The sequence below is a fragment of the Vasconcelosia minhoensis LEGE 07310 genome, assembly GCF_015207255.1.
GTDB lineage: Bacteria > Cyanobacteriota > Cyanobacteriia > Phormidesmidales > Phormidesmidaceae > Vasconcelosia > Vasconcelosia minhoensis.
Map to the genome: position 1 here is coordinate 92449 of NZ_JADEXG010000001.1, position 17909 is coordinate 110357.

Sequence of the window (17909 nt, forward strand, 5' to 3'; positions counted from 1 at the left end):
CGCCCTCAGGCTATGCCATCGGTACCGCTGCCGCAGATTAAGGCGCAGACCTGTTCTCCTGCTGCGGGCTGATACTGAGTGAAAAGGGCCGAGATCGCGGCTGCCCCGCTCAGCTCAGCCGCTACCCCCAGCTCAAACCAGAGCCAGCGAGCCGCCGTTCGCATGTCATCATCGCTAACGAGCACGATCTGATCGACGTTTTGCTCAATCAGGCCAAAGTTGATTGGGGCAGACCGGCGAGGAGCGAGCGTGTTAGCGGCGGTCGTAATCTGGTCGAGTTCAGTCACCCGGCCCTGGCGGCGGCTTTCGTAGAGGGTCGCTGCCCCAACTGGCTCTACCCCAATAATTTTAAGGCTGGGCTTAAGTGTCTTAGCAGCTAAGCTAATGCCGCTAATCAGACCGCCGCCGCCAATTGCTACGACCAGGGTATCCATCTGGGGCAGCGCCGCCAGCATTTCCAGGCCCAGAGTGCCTTGCCCGGCAATAATTTGGGGATCGGCAAAAGGATGAAGGTAGGCCAGCCCTTTCTCGGCAGCTAAAGCGGTCGCCGCCCGATTCGCCGCGTCCCAGTCGGCTCCTTCCATCACCACAGATGCGCCCCACTGCCGCAGCTTCTCAGCCTTCGCAGGCGGTGTGTTTTCGCCTAGATAAATCGTAGTTGGCACCTGAGCAATCCAGCCGGCATAGGCGACGGCGAGGCCGTGATTGCCGCCCGAGGCGGTGACAATGCCCCGCGAGATGAGGTCTTGGGGAAGCGAAAGCAGCTTATTAACCGCGCCTCTCGCCTTAAAAGAGCCCGTGACCTGGAGGCATTCCAGCTTGAGCCAGAGGTCATAGTCGCCCAGCGGCTGCTTCAATGCCTTGGCCGAAATCATTGGCGTTTGGCGAACGTGAGGCGAGATCGCGTCCCTGGCCCGCTCCACATCGGCCAGCGTCACCGTCGGACTGTCTGTACTGCCAGAATTCACCGGGTCTGGATGCATGACAGCCTACCGCACGGCCTCGGGGGTCGCCTCGGCAGACAGCATGGGCCTTGTCTGCTGCCCCGGCGACTGTTTCAGAGCGGCCTCGGCCAGCCCTAAGAACAGCGGATGGGGCGCATTCGGTCGGGACTGAAACTCGGGATGAAACTGGCTGGCGATGAAGAAAGGATGATCCGGCAGCTCGACAATTTCGACTAGGCGACCGTCAGGGGAGATGCCGCTGACGATGTAGCCGGTTTCGAGAAACAGGTTGCGGTAGGCATTGTTGAACTCATAGCGGTGGCGATGGCGCTCGTAGATCACCTCCTGCTGATAGAGCTGGCTGGCCAGGGTGTGGGGCTGTAAGCGGCAGGGATAGAGGCCCAGGCGCATGGTTCCGCCCAAGTCAACCACGTCTTCCTGCTCGGGCAGCAGGTTAATCACCGGGTTTTCCGTCTCCGGGTCAATCTCAGAACTGTGGGCGCTGGACAGGTTTGCCACATTCCTGGCCCATTCCACCACCAGGCACTGCATCCCCAAACACAGCCCCAAAAAGGGAATCTGACGCTCACGGACGTACTGAATCGTCTGAATTTTGCCCTCAATTCCCCGAATCCCAAAGCCGCCCGGGACGACGACGGCATCGACGCCGTTGAGATAGGCATCTGGCCCATCGACTTCAATATCTTCAGAGCTGACCCAGCGCACCCTGAGGTCGGCATGAACCGCGATCGCGGCATGGCGCAGCGCCTCAACCACCGACAGGTAGGCGTCATTTAAGCTGACGTATTTGCCAACGATGGCGACATCGAGCACCTTGTCCGGGCTGTACAGCCGCTCGACCAGCGTAGACCAGTTCGCCAGATTTGGCTCTCGCGGCTCCAGACTTAACAGCGACAGCGCCTCCTGGGCCAGCCCCTCGCGCTCTAGCATCAGCGGCACTTCATAAATGCTGCGGGCATCCTGAGCCGGAATCACGCAGCGCACGGGGACATCGCAGAAGTTGGAGACCTTTTCCTTAATCCCTTCACTCAGCGGCATCGCACTGCGGCAGACTAGAATATCGGGCTGAATCCCAATCGAGCGCAGTTCCTTCACCGAATGCTGGGTGGGCTTGGTCTTGAGTTCGCCCGCCGCTGGAATCCAGGGGATCAGGGTGACGTGCATGTAAATCACGTCGTTGCGGCCCACATCCTTGCGAAACTGACGAATCGCTTCCATGAAAGGCAAAGACTCAATGTCGCCGACGGTGCCGCCGATTTCCGTAATCACGACGTCCGGATTGCGATCGCGGGCCACCCGATGAATCCGCGCCTTGATCTCATTCGTAATATGCGGAATCACCTGCACGGTGCCACCTTCGTAGTCGCCCCGCCGCTCCTTATTGATTACGGCCTGGTAGATCGACCCGGTGGTGACGCTGTTGAGCCGGGACATTGATGTATCGGTAAAGCGTTCGTAGTGCCCCAGGTCCAAATCCGTCTCGGCCCCATCCTCGGTGACAAACACCTCCCCATGCTGAAAGGGGCTCATGGTACCCGGATCCACGTTAATGTAGGGATCGAGCTTCAAAATCGACACCGAATAGTCGCGGGACTTCAGCAGCCGACCCAGGCTGGCCGCCACAATGCCTTTACCAATACTGGACACGACGCCGCCAGTTACAAATACAAATTTAGTCATGACGCAGTTCAACCGGGGATGGAGCAACTTACCAATTGTGCCACAGCTTTCTAGGTGCGCTGTTCGTCAATAACCCCGTACAGCCACTAGGGATAGAGTCGTATAGATAGGAGCGCTGATGATTACAATACGGCTGTTTAAAGTTGAGGATGCTGAGCCAATCGCGCGACTGTTTCATCAGACGGTGCGGGAAGTCAACGTTCGCGATTATTCAGCCAGCCAGGTCAGAGCTTGGGCACCGGATGACATTCATTTTCGAGACTGGGCCAAAATATGCTCAAATCGGTTTACCTATGTCGCTGATGACAGCGGGGTGATTGCCGGATTTGGAGAGCTTGAGTCCAATGGGCATATCGACTGCTTCTACTGCCACAAGGACTATCAGCGTCGGGGTGTGGGCAGCCAGCTCTATCGAGCAATCGAAGCGAAAGCGGCTGAGCTAGCCGTGGACCGGTTATTCACAGAGGCCAGCATTAGCGCCAAGCCTTTTTTGAACGCATGGGATTTTCAGTGGTTAAAAAACAGGAAGTGAGCCGCCGAGGCGAAACCTTCACCAACTACGCCATGGAAAAGTCGCTGTAGTTTTGCTTCAGCCGCTCCAATGCCTGCTGCTCGTAGTCAGATAGCGGGTCTGCTGCCGAGAGCCAGTGATGAAAAAACGGATCGTCGCGATCGCGCACCAGCCCAACCGTTTCCCTCAGGTCGCTGAGGCTGAGGCTAGTCACCGGCTGTGAAGCCGCGGATGCATTCATCAGGAGTACCGATTAGTGGGGCTGACCTTAACCATTCGCGGGCTGCCCAGGCGGGGTTTCTTGCTTAATTTGCTGCGTCGTGGCGGACCACCCCTTAGTTTGTAGCGATACTATTTTCCTGGCGCTTTCAGATTGTCTCTTTTTCCAATCAGCAAATATTGCTTTGAAGTCGTAGTTGAAAGCCTTTGCGTGCTCTTCGCGGATTCGATACAGCTCTTCTAAAACCGGATCTTCCCACATGGGCTACTCCCCCATTAATTCGTAAGGTGTACAAACTGGTGCAAGCTGTTCCGACCTTTATGGCTAAGTAGGCGTGTTTTGCAGATCCGGTTTTTCCTCTGGGACGATCGCGCCTTCCACCGGGCAAACCTGGAGGCAGATGCCGCAGTCGATGCAGGTGTCGAAGTCGATCCAGTACCAGTCGGTACCCTTGGTATTTTTGCCGGGGCCTTCGTGGATGCAGGCGACGGGGCAGGCGTCTACGCAGTCGGCGACGCCTTCGCAAACGTTGGTGATGATGGAGTGAGCCACGGTTTCACTTGAGTAACGAGCTTCTCTAATCTAGCTCACGCCGACTAGCCGAGCGCTTCAATCTCCGGCAGGCCCTGGGCCGCAATCCAGGCAATCCGCCCAATCCGGCGTTTTTGGGCAATTTCCCGAACGGTCGGGGGCGGTGTTTCCGGATCCAGATGCAGCTCTACCCGCACCAGGTTGGCCGACTGGCGAATGGTTTGGGCATAGGCCAGGGCAGCCGCGATCGCGTCCGTCTGGGTCGCCACCACCAGCCAGTCGCTGGGCGGCGTTTCCGTCGGCAGCTGGCCGCTGGGTAGCAAGACCTGGTGCAGCGCTTCGACATTGAGGATAAAGCCAATTCCGGGCGAGCTCTCACCCTGGGGATGGTAGACCCCGAGCAGATGGTCATAGCGACCGCCCTGGCCCAAAATTCGCCGCTGGCCGACCACTTCAAAAACGATGCCGGTGTAATAGTCGTAGGTCCGAATCAGGCTGAGGTCGAGGATCAGCGCTGGGGCCTGCTCCACTGTCTCGAACAGTTCTACTAGCCCCTTCAGATGGCTGACGATTGCCTGCTGGTCAAGGTCTAGGTCAAACGCCTGGAGCGATCGCAGTACCGCCTGCGGCTGGCCGCGCAGATCCATTAGCCGCAGCGCTCGCTTCTGAAGCGATTCAGACAAGGGCAGGGCTTCTAGGGTGACCCGATCGAGGGTTGCGATCGCGTGACGCACCTGCTGCCGCAGCGTCTCTGGAAAGGCAGACAGCAGCGAATAGGTGAGGGCAGCTTCGCCGAGCACAATATGGGTATCCGTCAGGTTGAGTCCCCTGAGACAGTCGGTTAGCAGCAGCAGTACCTCGGCATCGGCTGTGAGGCCGTCTGCGCCCAGCAGCTCGACCCCGGCCTGATAATATTCCTGCTGGCCGCCGTGGCTGCTAGTTTCCGTATGCTGAAATACATTGGCGCTGTAGTAGAGCCGCTGCGGATAGGTGACTGCCGCCAGGCGCGTCACTGCCGTCCGGGCTATGGAGGCCGTCAGCTCGGGTCGTAGCCCCAGCCGTCCACCCTGAAAACGCTGGAGTTCAATCACCTCAGATTGCTCAATCGCTCCGCCTGCCATCAGCGTCTCCATCGTCTCGACGGTAGAGGTGATGATCCGGTGGTAGCCCCAGCGCTGAAAGACCTGCTCTAGGCGGTCCTCGATCCAGCGCTTCTGAGCGACATCGTGAGGCAGGAGGTCGCGGCCACCCGCGGGGGGTTGATAGATCATGGAGCGCTGGTTTATCAAGTGTGCTGTCTAGGGAGTATTATCTACTGTTTTTTGCCTCCGAAGAGACCGTTGAGAAAACCGCTGCCCTTCTTCGACGGCTCGGTCGAAACCCGAGCGGCCCGCTTTTCAGCGGCCTGAAAGCGCTCCCGGATTTCAGTCGCTATCGGGTCACTGGCATTAAACTCTAGCGACCGCTTGAGATGAATTTTAGCCATCGTTTCTTGCCCGGCTTTGAGATATAGCTTAGCGAGGTAGCTGTGGCAAGGGGCGCTTTGGGGATGAGCCGCGATCGCCTGCCGCAGTTCCAGAATACCCCGGTCGAAGTCGCGCTTGTATTCAAACTCCTTGGCCCGGTTGATATAGCCTTCAATCATCGTCTCGTGGTGACGGCGTTGGGGTGGCGGCGCACTGGCCTGCTCCGCTTCAGGCTCAGCGGTGGTTGGCGGCTTGGGCAGGGCGCTTTCCAGGTTGTCCTTACAGGCCAGATAGGCGGCATTGAGCTGGCTGATTTGACCGATCAGCTCCAGCGCCTGCTCCATGATCTCGTACTGCCGCTTGCTGAGCTTTTGCAGCACCGTCATGTAGTTGTAGTCCAGATTACTGCTGTCAGCGGCCAGGGCCTTGGCGGCGGGGCTGGTTAGCAGTAGGGAAGCGGGCTGGCAAGACAGCTGCTGGCCCTTCATCCGCACCAAAATATTGTGTTCGGTCAAGGGCTTTTCCTTGCCCAGCGTTTCGTAAGCCGGGTTAACCAGTTTTGAGAGCAGCTCGCTGGCCTGCTGTTTCTGGCTCTCGCTAGCGCCGCTCCAGCTGTCGGGGTGAAGCTTGCGGGTAATTTCGAGATACCGCTTCCGGACCTGTTTCGGCTGAGCCGTCAGCGGCAGTCCCAGTACCGCATGGTGGTCGATAATCTCTAGTTTGAATAGTCCCTGGTCGATATTCATGGCCACCTTCAATGCTGATGGCTTAAGAATGCCCAAAATCAATCCGGCGTTTTTACTTACAGCACGTTTTTTGATTGATAGGGCGCCGCGCTATGACTTAGGGATAAATCGCTCCAACGGCTTCACCTGAGCCAGCTCATGGCTGAGCTGGCTGTGAATCGGGCCATTGCTCGCCAGAATTCGCCCCGACTCAATGTCAAAGGGGCTCTGGTCATAGGCGGTTACCTGTCCACCGGCTTCCTGTACCAGGATCACGCCCGCCGCCACATCCCAAGGCGATAGCCCCCGCTCCCAGTAGCCATCCAGCCGACCGCAGGCGACGTAGGCCAAGTCGATGGCCGCTGAGCCACCGCGACGGACGCCGCGAGTCAGGTGGGTGAGCTGACAAAATTCGGCGTAGTTATTGTCGGCGGTTTCCCGGCGGTCGTAGGCAAAGCCGGTGACCAGCAGGCTGTCGGCTAGGCTATCGGTCTCAGAGACCCGGATGGGCTGCCGGTTGCAGGTCGCACCCAGCCCCCGCGCTGCTCGAAACAGGTCGCCCCGCACCGGGTCAAAAATTGCCCCTACGGCGGGTACGCCCTCGATTAGCAGGCCCACCGAGACGGCGCAGAAGGGATACTGATGGGTATAGTTGGTGGTGCCGTCGAGCGGATCGACCGCCCAAACCAGGGGATTGTCGTTGGTCCCTAACCGGCCTGACTCTTCGGCCAGGATAGCGTGGTCTGGCAGATGCCGCCGCAGCACCCCCAGCACTTCGACCTCAGCCGCCTTATCGGCTTCCGTCACCAGGTCGCCGGGTCGGCCTTTTTGCTGAATGTCGGACAGCTGGCCCCAGTAGCGCTGGAGCACCGCACCACCGGCTTGGGCCGCCTCGGTCGCGATCGCCAAAAAGCGCTGGAGGTGATCAGAGGAATAGGACATGGGCTAATCTTCGTCTAGGGGGAGGCCAAAGCGAACTTTGCCCTTAGCAAAATAGCGGCCAAACTGAAGCTCGTAAACCTCATCTTCGTCCTGGGTTTCGACCTCTAAGTCGCTGCGGGGATAGCTGACGCAGAGGAGGGCATAGCCCTGCTGGCGCAGCTTGGGCGACAGCCCCATAGCCTCGGGCTGATCCACCTCACCGGATAGGATGCGGGCGGCGCAGGTGGTGCAGGCCCCGTTGCGGCAGGCAAAGGGCAGGTCGGCACCCTGGGTTTCGGCCGACTGTAGGATGTAGCGATCGCGCGGCACCTGCACGGTATAGGTCTCCCCTTTCTGACGATGGTGAATGCGGACGCGGTAGGTGGGGGACATAAAGGCAAAATGCGGCTTGAGCTGACCGCTTTCTATGTTCGCACGAAAGTCCGGGAATGTTGGGCAGCCGTCCTGGAAACGGTCGTTTTTTGCTAGGATGGCTAAGCCATATTGCAAATATCGTGGCAGCTCTTTCTGAGCTTGGAGAGGTGGCCGAGCGGTTTAAGGCGCAGCACTGGAAATGCTGTGTAGGGCAACTTACCGAGGGTTCGAATCCCTCCCTCTCCGTTGTTTACAATTTAAACTTTTCTTTTTGAAATTTTTATGCTGAGCTTGTCTCATATATGAGACAAAATAGGGAGTAGGGTATAGCGTGAGCGCTGAGCAATGGGAAATTCAGAAATATGTCACCGAGTCTGATGTATGCCCATTTGATCGATGGTTTGAAACGCTAGATAAGCAAACTCAAGCCAGAATTGATGTCCGGTTCGATCGGCTGAGGCTTGGGAATTTTGGAGATCATAAGAGTGTAGGGGAAGGAGTATATGAGTTGCGATTTAGCTTTGGCCCAGGGTTTAGGGTGTACTACGGCTTTGCTGGAAGGCGATTAGTCCTTCTCCTTGCAGGTGGGTCAAAGAAGGATCAGAGTAGGGACATAAAAGCATCTCAAAAGTTTTGGAAAGCATTTCAGAGCGAAAGACGTAGAGGAACATAAAAAATGCCTATCAAAAATTACCGAGATGACTTACTAGTCAGGCTCTGCGATCCAGAGTATTCGTCATATTATTTAAAGGCTGCGCTGGATGAGACACTTGAAGACGGCAACACGGAAGCGTTTCTACTCGCGCTCAAAAACCTGGTAGATGCTAAGGGATCGGTACAGGAGGTCGCTAGTAACGCAGACATTTCCAGGCAGCACCTTCACCGTCTTCTCAGTGGTACAGGTAATCCTACGCTGGAAACGCTTGCTGCTGTGCTTCATGCTGTAGGCTTAACCATTGACTTCAGACCCGTTTCGGAAGTTAGAAAATAGTTAACTTCAGTTCTAGCTGGATGAGCTATGCGCTACATTGGCTTCTCAATCCGGAGTACAAATCGATGCGGGTACTGACATGGAACTGCCGCCGGGCCACCCGCCAAAGTCCGGTGTGGGAATACCTGCAGGAATGGTCGCCGGATGTTGCCTTGCTTCAAGAGGTGGCCAGTCTCCCAAGCCATTTTGAAAGCGAGTACAGTATTCGTTTTGAGAGAGCGATTAGCAAGCGCGGTACCCTGCAGCGCTTCGGTTCAGCACTCTTAGTTAAGGGCTGCATTGTTGACAAGGTAACGCTTCTGAGTGACTACGATTGGGTCAATGACGAATTAATGCGGTTCGCAGGCAATCTCTTCGCTAATGAGATTCAACTCCGGTCTGGGTTACGTCTGCTCGTGATTTGCTTGTACAGCCCAGCATGGCCGGTGGATAGCAAACGGCTGGCTGACATAGAGACGAACTCAGTCAGGCTATCGCTCAACCCGGATGTGTGGGTCGCGGATCTCCTCTGGAGTGCATTGAAGTCAATGGACTTGCAGGATACCAACGAAGCTGTCAGAGGCGGTGACTTCGATTTATCAGAGACCTTTGATGCTTGGCGCGGCGGCCCTCGCGGCAATCGAGAGTATCTTGACCGAATGACAAATCTAGGCTTGACAGAGTGCCTTCGTGCATTTCATGGCGTACTCACGCCTACCTTTAGGAATCCTCGGGTTGGCGAGGTTTGACATCAGATCGACCACCTTTTCGTAACACCTCACCTCGCGTCATGCCTGACTTCCTGCCTGACAGGGGATTCAGAACGTGTCTTCTCGCATTCTCCTTCTCGCATTCTCTAAGCGACCACCTCCCGGTCGTAGCAGATTTTGAAATATCAGCGCCGTAACTCTTTTAAAAGTAACCTATACAGGGGCTGCGCTAGCGATCGCTCTTGCGATTTAGCCGGTCTAATCCCAGCGCAATGCCGCCGATTAGGATCAGCAAGATTCCCGTCCACTGAATCACCTGCGGCGGGCCAATGGGCGTCAGCAGCGTCGCCAAAATGGCCGTCAGCAGCGGCGTCGCGGCAGCTAGCAGAGCCGTGCGGACGCCGCCGACCAGGTGCAGACTGCTGAAGTTAAACAGCTGAAACAGTAAGGTCAGTATCCCCAGACAGAGCCCGGCCAGCAGCAGCGGCAGCCAGCTCACCGCCCCAATCACCTGCTCCAGCGGCTGGTCTAGCGGCTGAAATAGCAGCAGCAGGCTGCTGAGAATGGCCACCGTGCCGAACTGGACAATGCTGGCCGACAGCGGATGGCACTGGCGGCGGAAGCTTAGATTGAGCAGCACGGCATAGATGCCAAAAGCGGCAGCGGCTAGCAGGGCAGCGCTAATCCCCATCTGGCTATCGGTGCCCCCCAGCAGCGGCTGAGCGGTGAGCCAGCCGCCCATCGCCACCGCTAGCATCACCACCAGCCGCAGCGGCGTCGGTTTCTCGCCCTGGAGCAGCCAGGCCAGCGGAATCGCCATCAGCGGATAGAGAAACAGCAGGGGCACAGCAACCGCCGGGCCAACCGCCGCGATCGCGTAGTACAGACAGACCTGAGCGATCAGAAAAGCCCCACCACTGCCCAGCAGCTGCCACAGGCGGCGATCGCGCGTTCCCAGCCACTGCTGCAGGTCGCCCCAGAGGCCGCCGTGGAGCTGTGGCGCTAGCAACAGCAGCAACGGCAGTACCACAATCGTCTCCAGCCAGACCAGAACCACCGCCAGCACCGGGCTGGCCCGGCTGACGTTGGTGAACTGGATCAGGCCCAGCAGCGGCAGCCCCTGGCCTACAGCGCCAACTAGCACATGGTGCAGGGCTAGTATCAGGGTGGCGATCGCGCCCAGCATCAGCCCTTTTCTTAGATTGCGCGATCGCTTGGGATGTGGCTCCTGACTGAGGTCAGGCGGTGGCCCAGGCGGCGGAATTGAGGCGGGTGGGCATTCGGGCAGTCGCTCGGATCGGGGCGGCAGGGTTTCCCCCGGCAGCCGCGGGCCGCTGCCCCAGGCGTCAGCGCTGCGGCTGTCGGAACTACGCAGCTCAGGCGGCAGCTCGGGCCGGGGCAGCGCCTGGGCCTGCTGCACCTGGGCCTGGAGCTGCTGGCTAAGACGGCTGACCAGGCTGTCCAAAATCGCTGCCCCCTGCTGCTCCATCGTCTGCATCCGAATCAGCTGCTGGGCCAGGGAACTCTGATAGCTGCTGAGGTCCTGCTGGAGCGATCGCAGCGTTTGACCCAGGGTTTCATCCAGGGAGCTGAGCAGCTGATAGCTAGTCTGGTAGTTGACCTGATGGCTTTCGGGAGGCAAGCTGGGCTGAAGACTGTCCAAGGAGGCCCGCAGGTCCTCCCGTAGCTTTTGGGCCAGGATCTGTGCCAGCCGCTTGGCCCAGCGCTGCTGCTGGACCTGCTGCTGCTGCGAGAGCGTGCCCGCGTGGTTAGCCTCCAGCGCTCGATAGCTGGTCTGGAGCCGGGCATATTTCTGCTGGAGCGTCTGCACTTCCCGCCGCAGTCGGGATTTTTCAGCTTTTAGATCGTCCACATCCTGAGTCAGCTGCTCGGCAAAATGCCGGTGCAGCTCCTCAAAATCCTGCTCTAGGGAGCTGAGCAGATCGTCATTGTCTGGGGAAGTGGGCTGCTCCATGGAGCGTTCGTCTCGCTGAGTTGCCGCTAAGTTGCCTTTATATAACACTTTGGAGTGAATCTTAGCAGGCAATTTGCGCTGTAAAGGGCTTTTTATACCGGATCAAGATTCCCGCCCGGCGGCCATGGGCAACGGGTAGTGGGGCATTAGGCCCAGCCGATTCGCCCCGTTTATCTATCTAAGGCAGGCGCGCGGGACCCATTCGCCAGATTTGCTCAAATCCTTCGGACAGGCTAGGCTGAGTGGCTACCAGCTGACGATGCATCTTTAAGATCACAGCTTCGGGAACCTGTCGCGATCGCGCCCGATTCCGCTCCAGGCAGCAGCTCAGAGGAAAGTCAAACCAGACAGCAGCAACCGTCGGATAGCCCAGAGCGTGGACAGTCTGGATAAAGCGACGGCGATCGCGGCGGCGAACATTAGTGGCATCGTAGACCACACCGGTCAGATCGCCCCGATGAATATCAGCAGCCCCCTGGCGCAGCTGGTCGATGACCCTAGCCCACACCTGTCCCCAGCTGCCCTGAATCGCCGCATCACCGTACAGGTCGGCCCGAATTTGGTCGGTCGAGACAGTCCGATAACCTGGCCGGCCTTCAGGACAATTCATCCCAAATTGGGCTGCCCAGGTAGATTTACCACTGCCAGGCAGCCCAATTAGGACGATCAGCGATGAATTTGGCTGCTGCTGCAAGCCTAGATTGTCATGCCGTCAGGGATCACGGCGTTCTTCAGCACCACAACGATGCCGCTGCGGATGTAGAAGCCCAGGTCTTCGCGCTCAGATTCTTCGACACTTTCCTTATTGATAATCTGCACGTTGCGGCCCACCCGAGCATTTTTGTCGATGATCGCATTCCGAATCGTCGTTCCTTCGCCGATGCCCATCGGGATTTTGCCCTTGGTGCGGTTCTGGCTACTTTCAGACATCGGCTCGTAGTAGTCAGCCCCCATCAGCAGCGAATCTTCAATCACGCAGTCAGCGGTAATCCGCTGCCGCAGACCCACCACCGAATGATGTACCCGGCAGTTCTTAAGAATGCAGCCCTCGCTGATGATGGACTCGGTAATCTGGCAATCTTGTAACTTGCTGGGCGGTAGGTATCGCGATCGCGTATAGATCGGGGCGTCTTCCTTATAAAAGCTAAAGTCGGGCGCGGGCTGCTTAGTCAGCGCCAGGTTGGAGGTATAGAACGCCTCAATCGTCCCAATGTCCTCCCAGTAGCCGTCAAACAGGTAGGCCTGAATATTGTGATCTTTAGCGCAGGAGGGAATGATTTCCTTGCCGAAGTCGGTCTGGTCTACATACTGCTTGAGCAGGTTGACCAGCACTTCTTTTTTGAACAGGTAGATGCCCATCGAGGCAATAAAGGGCTTATCCTTGGCCTGGTCCGGCGAAAGGCCCAGAGTCGTTGTATCGACTTCCATCTCGGTCAGGGCATCGCCCTTAGGCTTCTCCGAAAATTCGACCACTCGGCCATTTTCGTCTATTTTAATTAGACCAAAGCTAGAGGCGGTCTTGTAGCCAATCGGCACCACAGACAGAGTCACATCAGCCCCGGTCTCACGATGACGCTGGACAAAATGCTGATAGTCCATCCGGTAGAGGTGGTCACCGGATAGAATCAGATATTCATCGACGTCCCATTCCTCAAACAGCCACAGATACTTACGGACGGCGTCGGCTGTCCCCTGGAACCAGCTCGGGTTTTCCGGCGTCTGCTGGGCCGCCAGCACCTCGACAAAGCCGTCGCTGAACTGGGAAAAATTGTAGGCCTTGGAAATATGCCGGTTCAGCGATGCCGAGTTGAACTGGGTGAGGACATATATTTTTAGAATTTCAGAATTAATACAGTTGCTGACCGGAATATCGATCAGGCGATATTTCCCCGCTAGCGAAACCGCTGGCTTCGCTCGATATTTCGTCAGGGGATAGAGTCGGGTGCCAGCACCCCCGCCCAGGATAATAGAAAGAACTTTTTTCACAATTAACCTACCAACAACTGCCAATTCGCCATCTTAAGTGTGAGGCGGGATCCGTCCCTTGGCAAGGGGGAGACGGCAAATCGGTGGGCTTTATGTCGGTAGGAATACAACAGAAGAAGGAGGCGGACGGGGTGTAAGGCCAGCGGCGGTTAGCGCTGGGGGTCGGAGTCCAAGGGTCCAGCTTCTAAGAGGTGCGCTACGACGCCACGAATCACCTGCCGCAGGTGGACCTGGCTGGCGCTATTGTCAATGGCGACCGTCATCACATAGCGCTGCTCGCCGACCTTAACGGCCAGGCTGCTGCCGATCACCTTTGAGTTCTGTCCGGTTTTCTCGCCGATCCAGTGCACGGCTGGCCCCATATCCTGTAGCGCCTTGTAGCCAAAGTCCCAGTCATACTGGCCCACCAGCGCGTCTAGAATCTCATCGTCACCCGGGTTCTCAAAGCTGTAGATCTGCCGCATCATCTCCGTCAGCTCATTGGTCGTAGAGCGATTGGGGCCAGAACCCGCATTGTCAGGATAGGTACTATCTCCGACCAGCTTGGTGTTGATCTGGGTTTGGCTATAGCCTAGCTGGTTCAGCGTTTGATTGATATAGTCGCGGCCTAGATAGTCAACCAGCTGATTCGTCGCAATATTATTGCTTTCCTTGATCATTCGCACCATCACCTCTCGCAGGGTATAGGTCTGATCGACGAAAATCTTAGCGCCCTGGGCATTTTCCGTAAAATTGCCCGGGTCGATATAAACTTCGCTATCCAAATCAATATTTTCAGTGGTGACCTTGTGCATCAGCACCACCGCCATCGGTAGCTTGATCAGGCTAGCCGGGCTGGCTGGCGGGATATCGCCCTGATAGCTACGGCATTCGTTACTCTCAAGCTGGCAGAGGGTGATATGTATCCGCTCCCCCAGCCCCGTGGCCGCTGCAATCGGCTGCAAAAAGGCGGAATCAGCGCGGTCAGCTGCCGCCGCAATTGGGCTGACAATGCGCTTATACTGCTGGCTTTTAGCCGCAGCTTCGTCGGCGAATACTGAGTCTGCCGGAATTTCCTCCAGTTTGCCAATCGCGCCGCGCCAGAGAAATTCCTGCTTTTGCAGCGAGGCCAGCGAGTCATCTGGGCTTTGATGGGCCATGACCGCCTGGTTGGCTAGCTCCGTCGCCCGCTGGTAGATAGCCTGATGGGCTTCTTCGGCCTCGATATTGCGGGAAAGCCGAACCCGAAGCTGGGTCAGCGCCCGATAGGGTGTCATCAGGTCTGTTTTCTGAACCGTTTTCTGCTTCGCCTGGGCTGGGGTTTGAATCGAGGTCGAATCGTCCAGATGCACTAGATCCCGCTGGATGCGATCGCGCAGCCCATACAGGTCACCTAGGTCTTCGGCGGCAGCCATCTGGCTGAGGATAGCGTGCTGCTGGAGCAGGTCAGGCGCGATCGCCAGCCTGGGCCGTATCGCAGCCAGGCCCAGCGTAATCGCTAGCGCATTCAACACAACAGCAGTGGGGATCCAAAGACGGGGCATGGGGTTGGACTGTCTAGCGCAGAGTCAGAGGTAAGCAAGTCCTAAAATGGATTCGGAGAGACCTTAACACACCTAGCAACTGGGCACATGAAACTAGGGACTCTGAGTTAAGCAACCGCTTATCCTGTGATATTAACGGGAAAGGCTAGGGCAGCCCTGTCGAATAATATACAAAAAACCAGCATCTATCTCGCACAGACCCCCGACAAAGGGGACAGCCGTAGGATAAATTGCAGAACCTGCCTATACTAAAAGCCAGTCTTTCCACTGCCTACAGATAGCCCACAGGAGCCCGCATGTCCGCGATTCGCGAGCTGCATCGTCAGCTGACCCAAAAAGCCCGCAGCGCCGTTGAGATTACCCAAGCCCATCTCGATAGCGTTCAGGCTCTGGAGCCCACTCTGCACAGCTTCATCTCGGTCACCGCGGATCAGGCCCTAGCGCAGGCTCAGCAAATCGACGAAAAAATTGCTGCTGGAGACGAGATCGGCCCGCTGGCCGGAATTCCGGTCGGGATTAAGGACAACCTCTGCACTCGTGGTATTCGCACCACCTGCGCCTCTAAATTTTTGGAGCATTTTGTGCCGCCCTACGAATCGACCGCGACGCAGCGGCTGGCTGAAGCAGGCGCGATCTGCATCGGCAAGACCAACTTAGATGAGTTTGCGATGGGCAGCTCTACCGAAAATTCGGCCTTTCAGCTGACGGCCAACCCCTGGGACCCGGCCCGCGTGCCGGGTGGGTCGTCCGGCGGCTCGGCGGCGGCGGTGGCGAGTGGAGAATGCGCGATCGCGCTTGGCTCCGACACCGGCGGCTCGATTCGTCAGCCCGCTGCCTTCTGCGGCGTGGTGGGGCTGAAGCCGACCTATGGTCTGGTCTCTCGCTACGGTCTGGTGGCCTTTGCCTCATCCCTGGACCAGATTGGTCCCTTTGGCCGCACCGTTGAGGACGCCGCTATTCTGCTCCAGGCAGTTGCCGGGCACGACCCCAAAGACTCAACCAGCCTGAAGGTCGAAATTCCCGACTATACCCAATGCTTTAAGCCCTCGCTCAAAGGACGGCGAATCGGCGTGATTCAAGAGACCCTGGGCGAAGGCATCGACCCGGCGGTAGAAACCGCAGTGGCGGCGGCAGTAAAGCAGCTGCAAGAGCTCGGGGCTGAGGTCAAAACGATCTCCTGTCCGCAGTTTCGCTATGGGGTATCGGCCTACTACATCATTGCCCCGTCGGAAGCCTCGGCCAACCTGGCCCGCTATGACGGCGTCAAGTACGGCCTGCGCTCCGAGCAGTCTAGCCTGCTCTCGATGTATGCCAAGACCCGGGCAGAGGGCTTTGGCCCAGAGGTCAAGCGGCGGATTATGATCGGCACCTATGCCCTGTCGGCGGGCTACTACGACGCTTACTATCTCAAGGCCCAAAAGGTGCGCACGCTGATTAAGCAAGACTTTGAGCGCGCCTTTGGGGAAGTTGATGTGCTGGTCTCCCCAACTGCCCCGACTACCGCCTTTAAGGCGGGCGATGTCGATGACCCGCTCAGCCTGTATCTATTAGATCTGATGACGATCCCGGTGAACCTGGCTGGCCTGCCCGGGATGAGCCTGCCCTGTGGCTTTGACGCCTCCGGTCTGCCGATTGGTCTACAGCTGATTGGCAACGTGCTGCGGGAGGATCTGCTGTTTGAGGTGGGCCATGCCTACGAGCAAGCCACGGATTGGCATACCCGACGGCCTGCCATTTACGCTGCCCAGTAAGCCATGGCCGACTTATAGTACTAGCGCTTTTTCTTTGCCTGCCGTCGGGCTTCGCGCGCTAGCTTGCGGCCGATAATAAACTGCTTCAGCTGCTCCACGAGCGATATCGGCAGCACAATGGGCCAGCCGATTGCCGCGATCGCGACCACCAGCCAAGCATCCATATCGGGCTCATGGGTCAGGCCGTAGGCGGACTGTTGGGACTGCTCCTGCCACTGGGCACGGCCGAAAGCCAGTCCAACGACGACTGCGACCACCAGGTACAGCAGCCACAGACGCTGATCCTGAAAAATGTTCAAGTTTGCTATCTCCACGACGGATGAGCAGCTCTACTGAGCTGGGTTAGGCTTTAATCGAATCTGAATCTTTAGGTCAGACTCAGCTATCTACCATCAGCATTCAATCGCTGGACATTCAACCCTCACGTGCCGTTAAGCTGCCTCACACCGAGCTATGGATTTTTCTGCCCACGCAATTATTGTATCTTGCCCAATTAGAACAGGGTTATTCTCCATCGGGCATACGCTTTGGCTTGCGCTTTGATAGTATTAAAGACTGACTAATTGAGTATTTGTTTCACCCTGCAGAAGGAGATTTTCCCATGGCCCGCCTGTACTATGACACCGATGCCAACCTGCATTTGCTCAATGGCAAAACGGTTGCCATTATCGGGTACGGGTCCCAGGGACATGCCCACGCGCTCAACCTGAAGGACAGCGGCGTGAACGTGATCGTCGGCCTCTACGAAGGCAGCCGCTCGGTCGCCAAGGCCGAAGCGGCCGGGCTGACCGTAAAGCCGGTGGCTGACGCTGCTAAGCTAGCCGATTTCATCATGGTGCTGCTGCCCGACGAGGTGCAGCGCGCCGTCTACACCGAAAGCATCGAGCCCGGCCTGGCGGAGGGCAACGTGCTGGCCTTTGCCCATGGCTTTAACATCAATTTCGCCCAAATTGTGCCACCGGCTGGGGTTGACGTGGTGATGGTGGCGCCTAAGGGGCCGGGTCATCTGGTGCGGCGCACCTACGAGCAGGGGCAGGGTGTCCCGGCGCTGTTTGCGATTTACCAAGACGCTTCTGGGCAGGCCCGCGATCGCGCCATGGCCTACGCCAAAGGCATCGGCGGCACCCGGGCGGGCATTCTGGAAACCACCTTTCGAGAAGAGACCGAGACCGACCTGTTCGGCGAGCAGGTCGTACTCTGCGGCGGCCTCAGCGAGCTGATCAAGTCGGGCTTTGAAACCCTGGTGGAAGCGGGCTATCAGCCGGAGCTGGCCTACTTTGAATGCCTGCACGAGGTGAAGCTGATCGTGGACCTAATCGTCGAAGGCGGCCTGGCTACCATGCGCGATAGCATCTCGAATACGGCCGAGTACGGCGACTATACCCGCGGGCCGCGGATTATCACCGATGAGACCCGGGCGGAGATGCGCAAAATTCTCAAGGAAATTCAGACCGGCCAGTTTGCCCGCGAGTTTGTGCTGGAAAATATGTCTGGCAAAGCCGGATTCAACGCCGTTCGGCGGCGAGAGGCTGAGCACCCGATCGAGGAAGTCGGCAAGGACCTGCGGGCGATGTTCAGCTGGCTCAAAAAGGTTTAGGTA

Annotated in this window: 19 protein-coding genes, 1 tRNA gene and 1 pseudogene; 7 read left to right on the plus strand and 14 right to left on the minus strand. The window is 57.6% G+C overall.

What is annotated here, in order from left to right:
- Nucleotides 1-5 precede the first annotated feature (5 nt).
- Both IQ241_RS00415 and IQ241_RS00420 read right to left on the minus strand, forming a co-directional pair.
- Entirely contained in the window at nucleotides 6-983 is a 978-nt protein-coding gene (locus tag IQ241_RS00415) for a threonine ammonia-lyase (RefSeq protein ID WP_193904437.1), read from the minus strand.
- Nucleotides 984-989: 6 nt separating this feature from the next.
- On the minus strand, nucleotides 990-2645 hold the full coding sequence (locus IQ241_RS00420; RefSeq protein ID WP_193904438.1) for a CTP synthase: 1656 nt from the start codon (nucleotides 2643-2645) through the stop codon (nucleotides 990-992).
- Nucleotides 2646-2763: 118 nt separating this feature from the next.
- Between IQ241_RS00420 and IQ241_RS00425 the strand changes: the two are divergent.
- Nucleotides 2764-3227, plus strand: a pseudogene (locus IQ241_RS00425) (GNAT family N-acetyltransferase).
- On the opposite strand, the gene IQ241_RS00430 reads toward IQ241_RS00425, so the two are convergent.
- The 7 genes from IQ241_RS00430 to IQ241_RS00460 all read right to left on the minus strand — a co-directional run bounded on the left by IQ241_RS00430 (nucleotide 3203) and on the right by IQ241_RS00460 (nucleotide 7412).
- Nucleotides 3203-3397, minus strand: a complete 195-nt coding sequence (locus IQ241_RS00430; protein ID WP_193904439.1) for a hypothetical protein — start codon at nucleotides 3395-3397, stop codon at nucleotides 3203-3205. The pseudogene IQ241_RS00425 and the gene IQ241_RS00430 overlap by 25 nt on opposite strands.
- Nucleotides 3398-3424: 27 nt before the next feature.
- Nucleotides 3425-3637, minus strand: a complete 213-nt coding sequence (locus IQ241_RS00435; protein ID WP_193904551.1) for a hypothetical protein — start codon at nucleotides 3635-3637, stop codon at nucleotides 3425-3427.
- Between the two features lie 63 nt (nucleotides 3638-3700).
- Nucleotides 3701-3928, minus strand: coding sequence for an indolepyruvate ferredoxin oxidoreductase subunit alpha (locus IQ241_RS00440; RefSeq protein WP_193904440.1), 228 nt, complete (start codon nucleotides 3926-3928; stop codon nucleotides 3701-3703).
- Nucleotides 3929-3972: 44 nt separating this feature from the next.
- Complete coding sequence (locus tag IQ241_RS00445) at nucleotides 3973-5178, minus strand: ATP phosphoribosyltransferase regulatory subunit (protein WP_193904441.1); 1206 nt, start codon at nucleotides 5176-5178, stop codon at nucleotides 3973-3975.
- A 41-nt stretch (nucleotides 5179-5219) separates the two neighbouring features.
- The gene (locus IQ241_RS00450; RefSeq protein WP_193904442.1) at nucleotides 5220-6119 is read right to left on the minus strand and encodes a J domain-containing protein; all 900 of its coding nucleotides are present in this window, start codon (nucleotides 6117-6119) and stop codon (nucleotides 5220-5222) included.
- A 90-nt stretch (nucleotides 6120-6209) separates the two neighbouring features.
- A complete protein-coding gene (locus IQ241_RS00455) occupies nucleotides 6210-7040 on the minus strand; it encodes an inositol monophosphatase family protein (RefSeq protein ID WP_193904443.1) in 831 nt (276 codons plus the stop codon).
- A 3-nt stretch (nucleotides 7041-7043) separates the two neighbouring features.
- Complete coding sequence (locus IQ241_RS00460) at nucleotides 7044-7412, minus strand: 2Fe-2S iron-sulfur cluster-binding protein (RefSeq protein WP_193904444.1); 369 nt, start codon at nucleotides 7410-7412, stop codon at nucleotides 7044-7046.
- A gap of 143 nt (nucleotides 7413-7555) precedes the next feature.
- Between IQ241_RS00460 and IQ241_RS00465 the strand changes: the two genes are divergently transcribed.
- The 4 genes from IQ241_RS00465 (at nucleotide 7556) to IQ241_RS00480 (ending at nucleotide 9113) form a co-directional block, all read left to right on the plus strand.
- A tRNA-Ser gene (locus IQ241_RS00465) sits at nucleotides 7556-7640 on the plus strand.
- Between the two features lie 85 nt (nucleotides 7641-7725).
- Nucleotides 7726-8067: a type II toxin-antitoxin system RelE/ParE family toxin gene (locus IQ241_RS26255; protein ID WP_193904445.1), complete on the plus strand. Its 342-nt coding sequence runs from the start codon at nucleotides 7726-7728 to the stop codon at nucleotides 8065-8067.
- Nucleotides 8068-8070: 3 nt separating this feature from the next.
- Nucleotides 8071-8385, plus strand: coding sequence for a helix-turn-helix domain-containing transcriptional regulator (locus IQ241_RS00475; protein ID WP_193904446.1), 315 nt, complete (start codon nucleotides 8071-8073; stop codon nucleotides 8383-8385).
- Between the two features lie 20 nt (nucleotides 8386-8405).
- Entirely contained in the window at nucleotides 8406-9113 is a 708-nt protein-coding gene (locus IQ241_RS00480; protein ID WP_193904447.1) for an endonuclease/exonuclease/phosphatase family protein, read from the plus strand.
- Nucleotides 9114-9303: 190 nt separating this feature from the next.
- Here IQ241_RS00480 and IQ241_RS00485 read toward each other — a convergent pair whose 3' ends face one another.
- From IQ241_RS00485 to IQ241_RS00500, 4 genes are all read right to left on the minus strand, one after another.
- Nucleotides 9304-11049, minus strand: coding sequence for a DMT family transporter (locus tag IQ241_RS00485; protein ID WP_193904448.1), 1746 nt, complete (start codon nucleotides 11047-11049; stop codon nucleotides 9304-9306).
- Between the two features lie 178 nt (nucleotides 11050-11227).
- Entirely contained in the window at nucleotides 11228-11743 is a 516-nt protein-coding gene (locus IQ241_RS00490; RefSeq protein WP_193904449.1) for an AAA family ATPase, read from the minus strand.
- A gap of 2 nt (nucleotides 11744-11745) precedes the next feature.
- A complete protein-coding gene (locus IQ241_RS00495; protein WP_193904450.1) occupies nucleotides 11746-13035 on the minus strand; it encodes a glucose-1-phosphate adenylyltransferase in 1290 nt (429 codons plus the stop codon).
- A gap of 149 nt (nucleotides 13036-13184) precedes the next feature.
- A complete protein-coding gene (locus tag IQ241_RS00500) occupies nucleotides 13185-14558 on the minus strand; it encodes a serine hydrolase (protein ID WP_193904451.1) in 1374 nt (457 codons plus the stop codon).
- Between the two features lie 296 nt (nucleotides 14559-14854).
- Here IQ241_RS00500 and gatA point away from each other — a divergent pair, with 296 nt between their 5' ends.
- Entirely contained in the window at nucleotides 14855-16309 is a 1455-nt protein-coding gene (gene gatA, locus IQ241_RS00505; RefSeq protein ID WP_193904452.1) for an Asp-tRNA(Asn)/Glu-tRNA(Gln) amidotransferase subunit GatA, read from the plus strand.
- A 20-nt stretch (nucleotides 16310-16329) separates the two neighbouring features.
- Here gatA and IQ241_RS00510 read toward each other — a convergent pair whose 3' ends face one another.
- Nucleotides 16330-16608, minus strand: a complete 279-nt coding sequence (locus tag IQ241_RS00510) for a hypothetical protein (protein WP_193904453.1) — start codon at nucleotides 16606-16608, stop codon at nucleotides 16330-16332.
- Between the two features lie 302 nt (nucleotides 16609-16910).
- On the opposite strand from IQ241_RS00510, the gene ilvC reads away from it, so the two are divergent.
- The gene (gene ilvC, locus IQ241_RS00515; RefSeq protein ID WP_193904454.1) at nucleotides 16911-17906 is read left to right on the plus strand and encodes a ketol-acid reductoisomerase; all 996 of its coding nucleotides are present in this window, start codon (nucleotides 16911-16913) and stop codon (nucleotides 17904-17906) included.
- The last annotated feature ends 3 nt before the right edge of the window (nucleotides 17907-17909 follow it).

Bases quoted from the DNA above. Each gene is read 5' to 3' on its own strand.
- IQ241_RS00415 (WP_193904437.1), bottom strand. From the start codon at position 983: ATGCATCCAGACCCGGTGAATTCTGGCAGTACAGACAGTCCGACGGTG.
- IQ241_RS00420 (WP_193904438.1), bottom strand. From the start codon at position 2,645: ATGACTAAATTTGTATTTGTAACTGGCGGCGTCGTGTCCAGTATTGGT.
- IQ241_RS00430 (WP_193904439.1), bottom strand. From the start codon at position 3,397: ATGAATGCATCCGCGGCTTCACAGCCGGTGACTAGCCTCAGCCTCAGC.
- IQ241_RS00435 (WP_193904551.1), bottom strand. From the start codon at position 3,637: ATGTGGGAAGATCCGGTTTTAGAAGAGCTGTATCGAATCCGCGAAGAG.
- IQ241_RS00445 (WP_193904441.1), bottom strand. From the start codon at position 5,178: ATGATCTATCAACCCCCCGCGGGTGGCCGCGACCTCCTGCCTCACGAT.
- IQ241_RS00450 (WP_193904442.1), bottom strand. From the start codon at position 6,119: ATGAATATCGACCAGGGACTATTCAAACTAGAGATTATCGACCACCAT.
- IQ241_RS00455 (WP_193904443.1), bottom strand. From the start codon at position 7,040: ATGTCCTATTCCTCTGATCACCTCCAGCGCTTTTTGGCGATCGCGACC.
- IQ241_RS00460 (WP_193904444.1), bottom strand. From the start codon at position 7,412: ATGTCCCCCACCTACCGCGTCCGCATTCACCATCGTCAGAAAGGGGAG.
- IQ241_RS00475 (WP_193904446.1), top strand. From the start codon at position 8,071: ATGCCTATCAAAAATTACCGAGATGACTTACTAGTCAGGCTCTGCGAT.
- IQ241_RS00480 (WP_193904447.1), top strand. From the start codon at position 8,406: ATGAGCTATGCGCTACATTGGCTTCTCAATCCGGAGTACAAATCGATG.
- IQ241_RS00485 (WP_193904448.1), bottom strand. From the start codon at position 11,049: ATGGAGCAGCCCACTTCCCCAGACAATGACGATCTGCTCAGCTCCCTA.
- IQ241_RS00500 (WP_193904451.1), bottom strand. From the start codon at position 14,558: ATGCCCCGTCTTTGGATCCCCACTGCTGTTGTGTTGAATGCGCTAGCG.
- gatA (WP_193904452.1), top strand. From the start codon at position 14,855: ATGTCCGCGATTCGCGAGCTGCATCGTCAGCTGACCCAAAAAGCCCGC.
- ilvC (WP_193904454.1), top strand. From the start codon at position 16,911: ATGGCCCGCCTGTACTATGACACCGATGCCAACCTGCATTTGCTCAAT.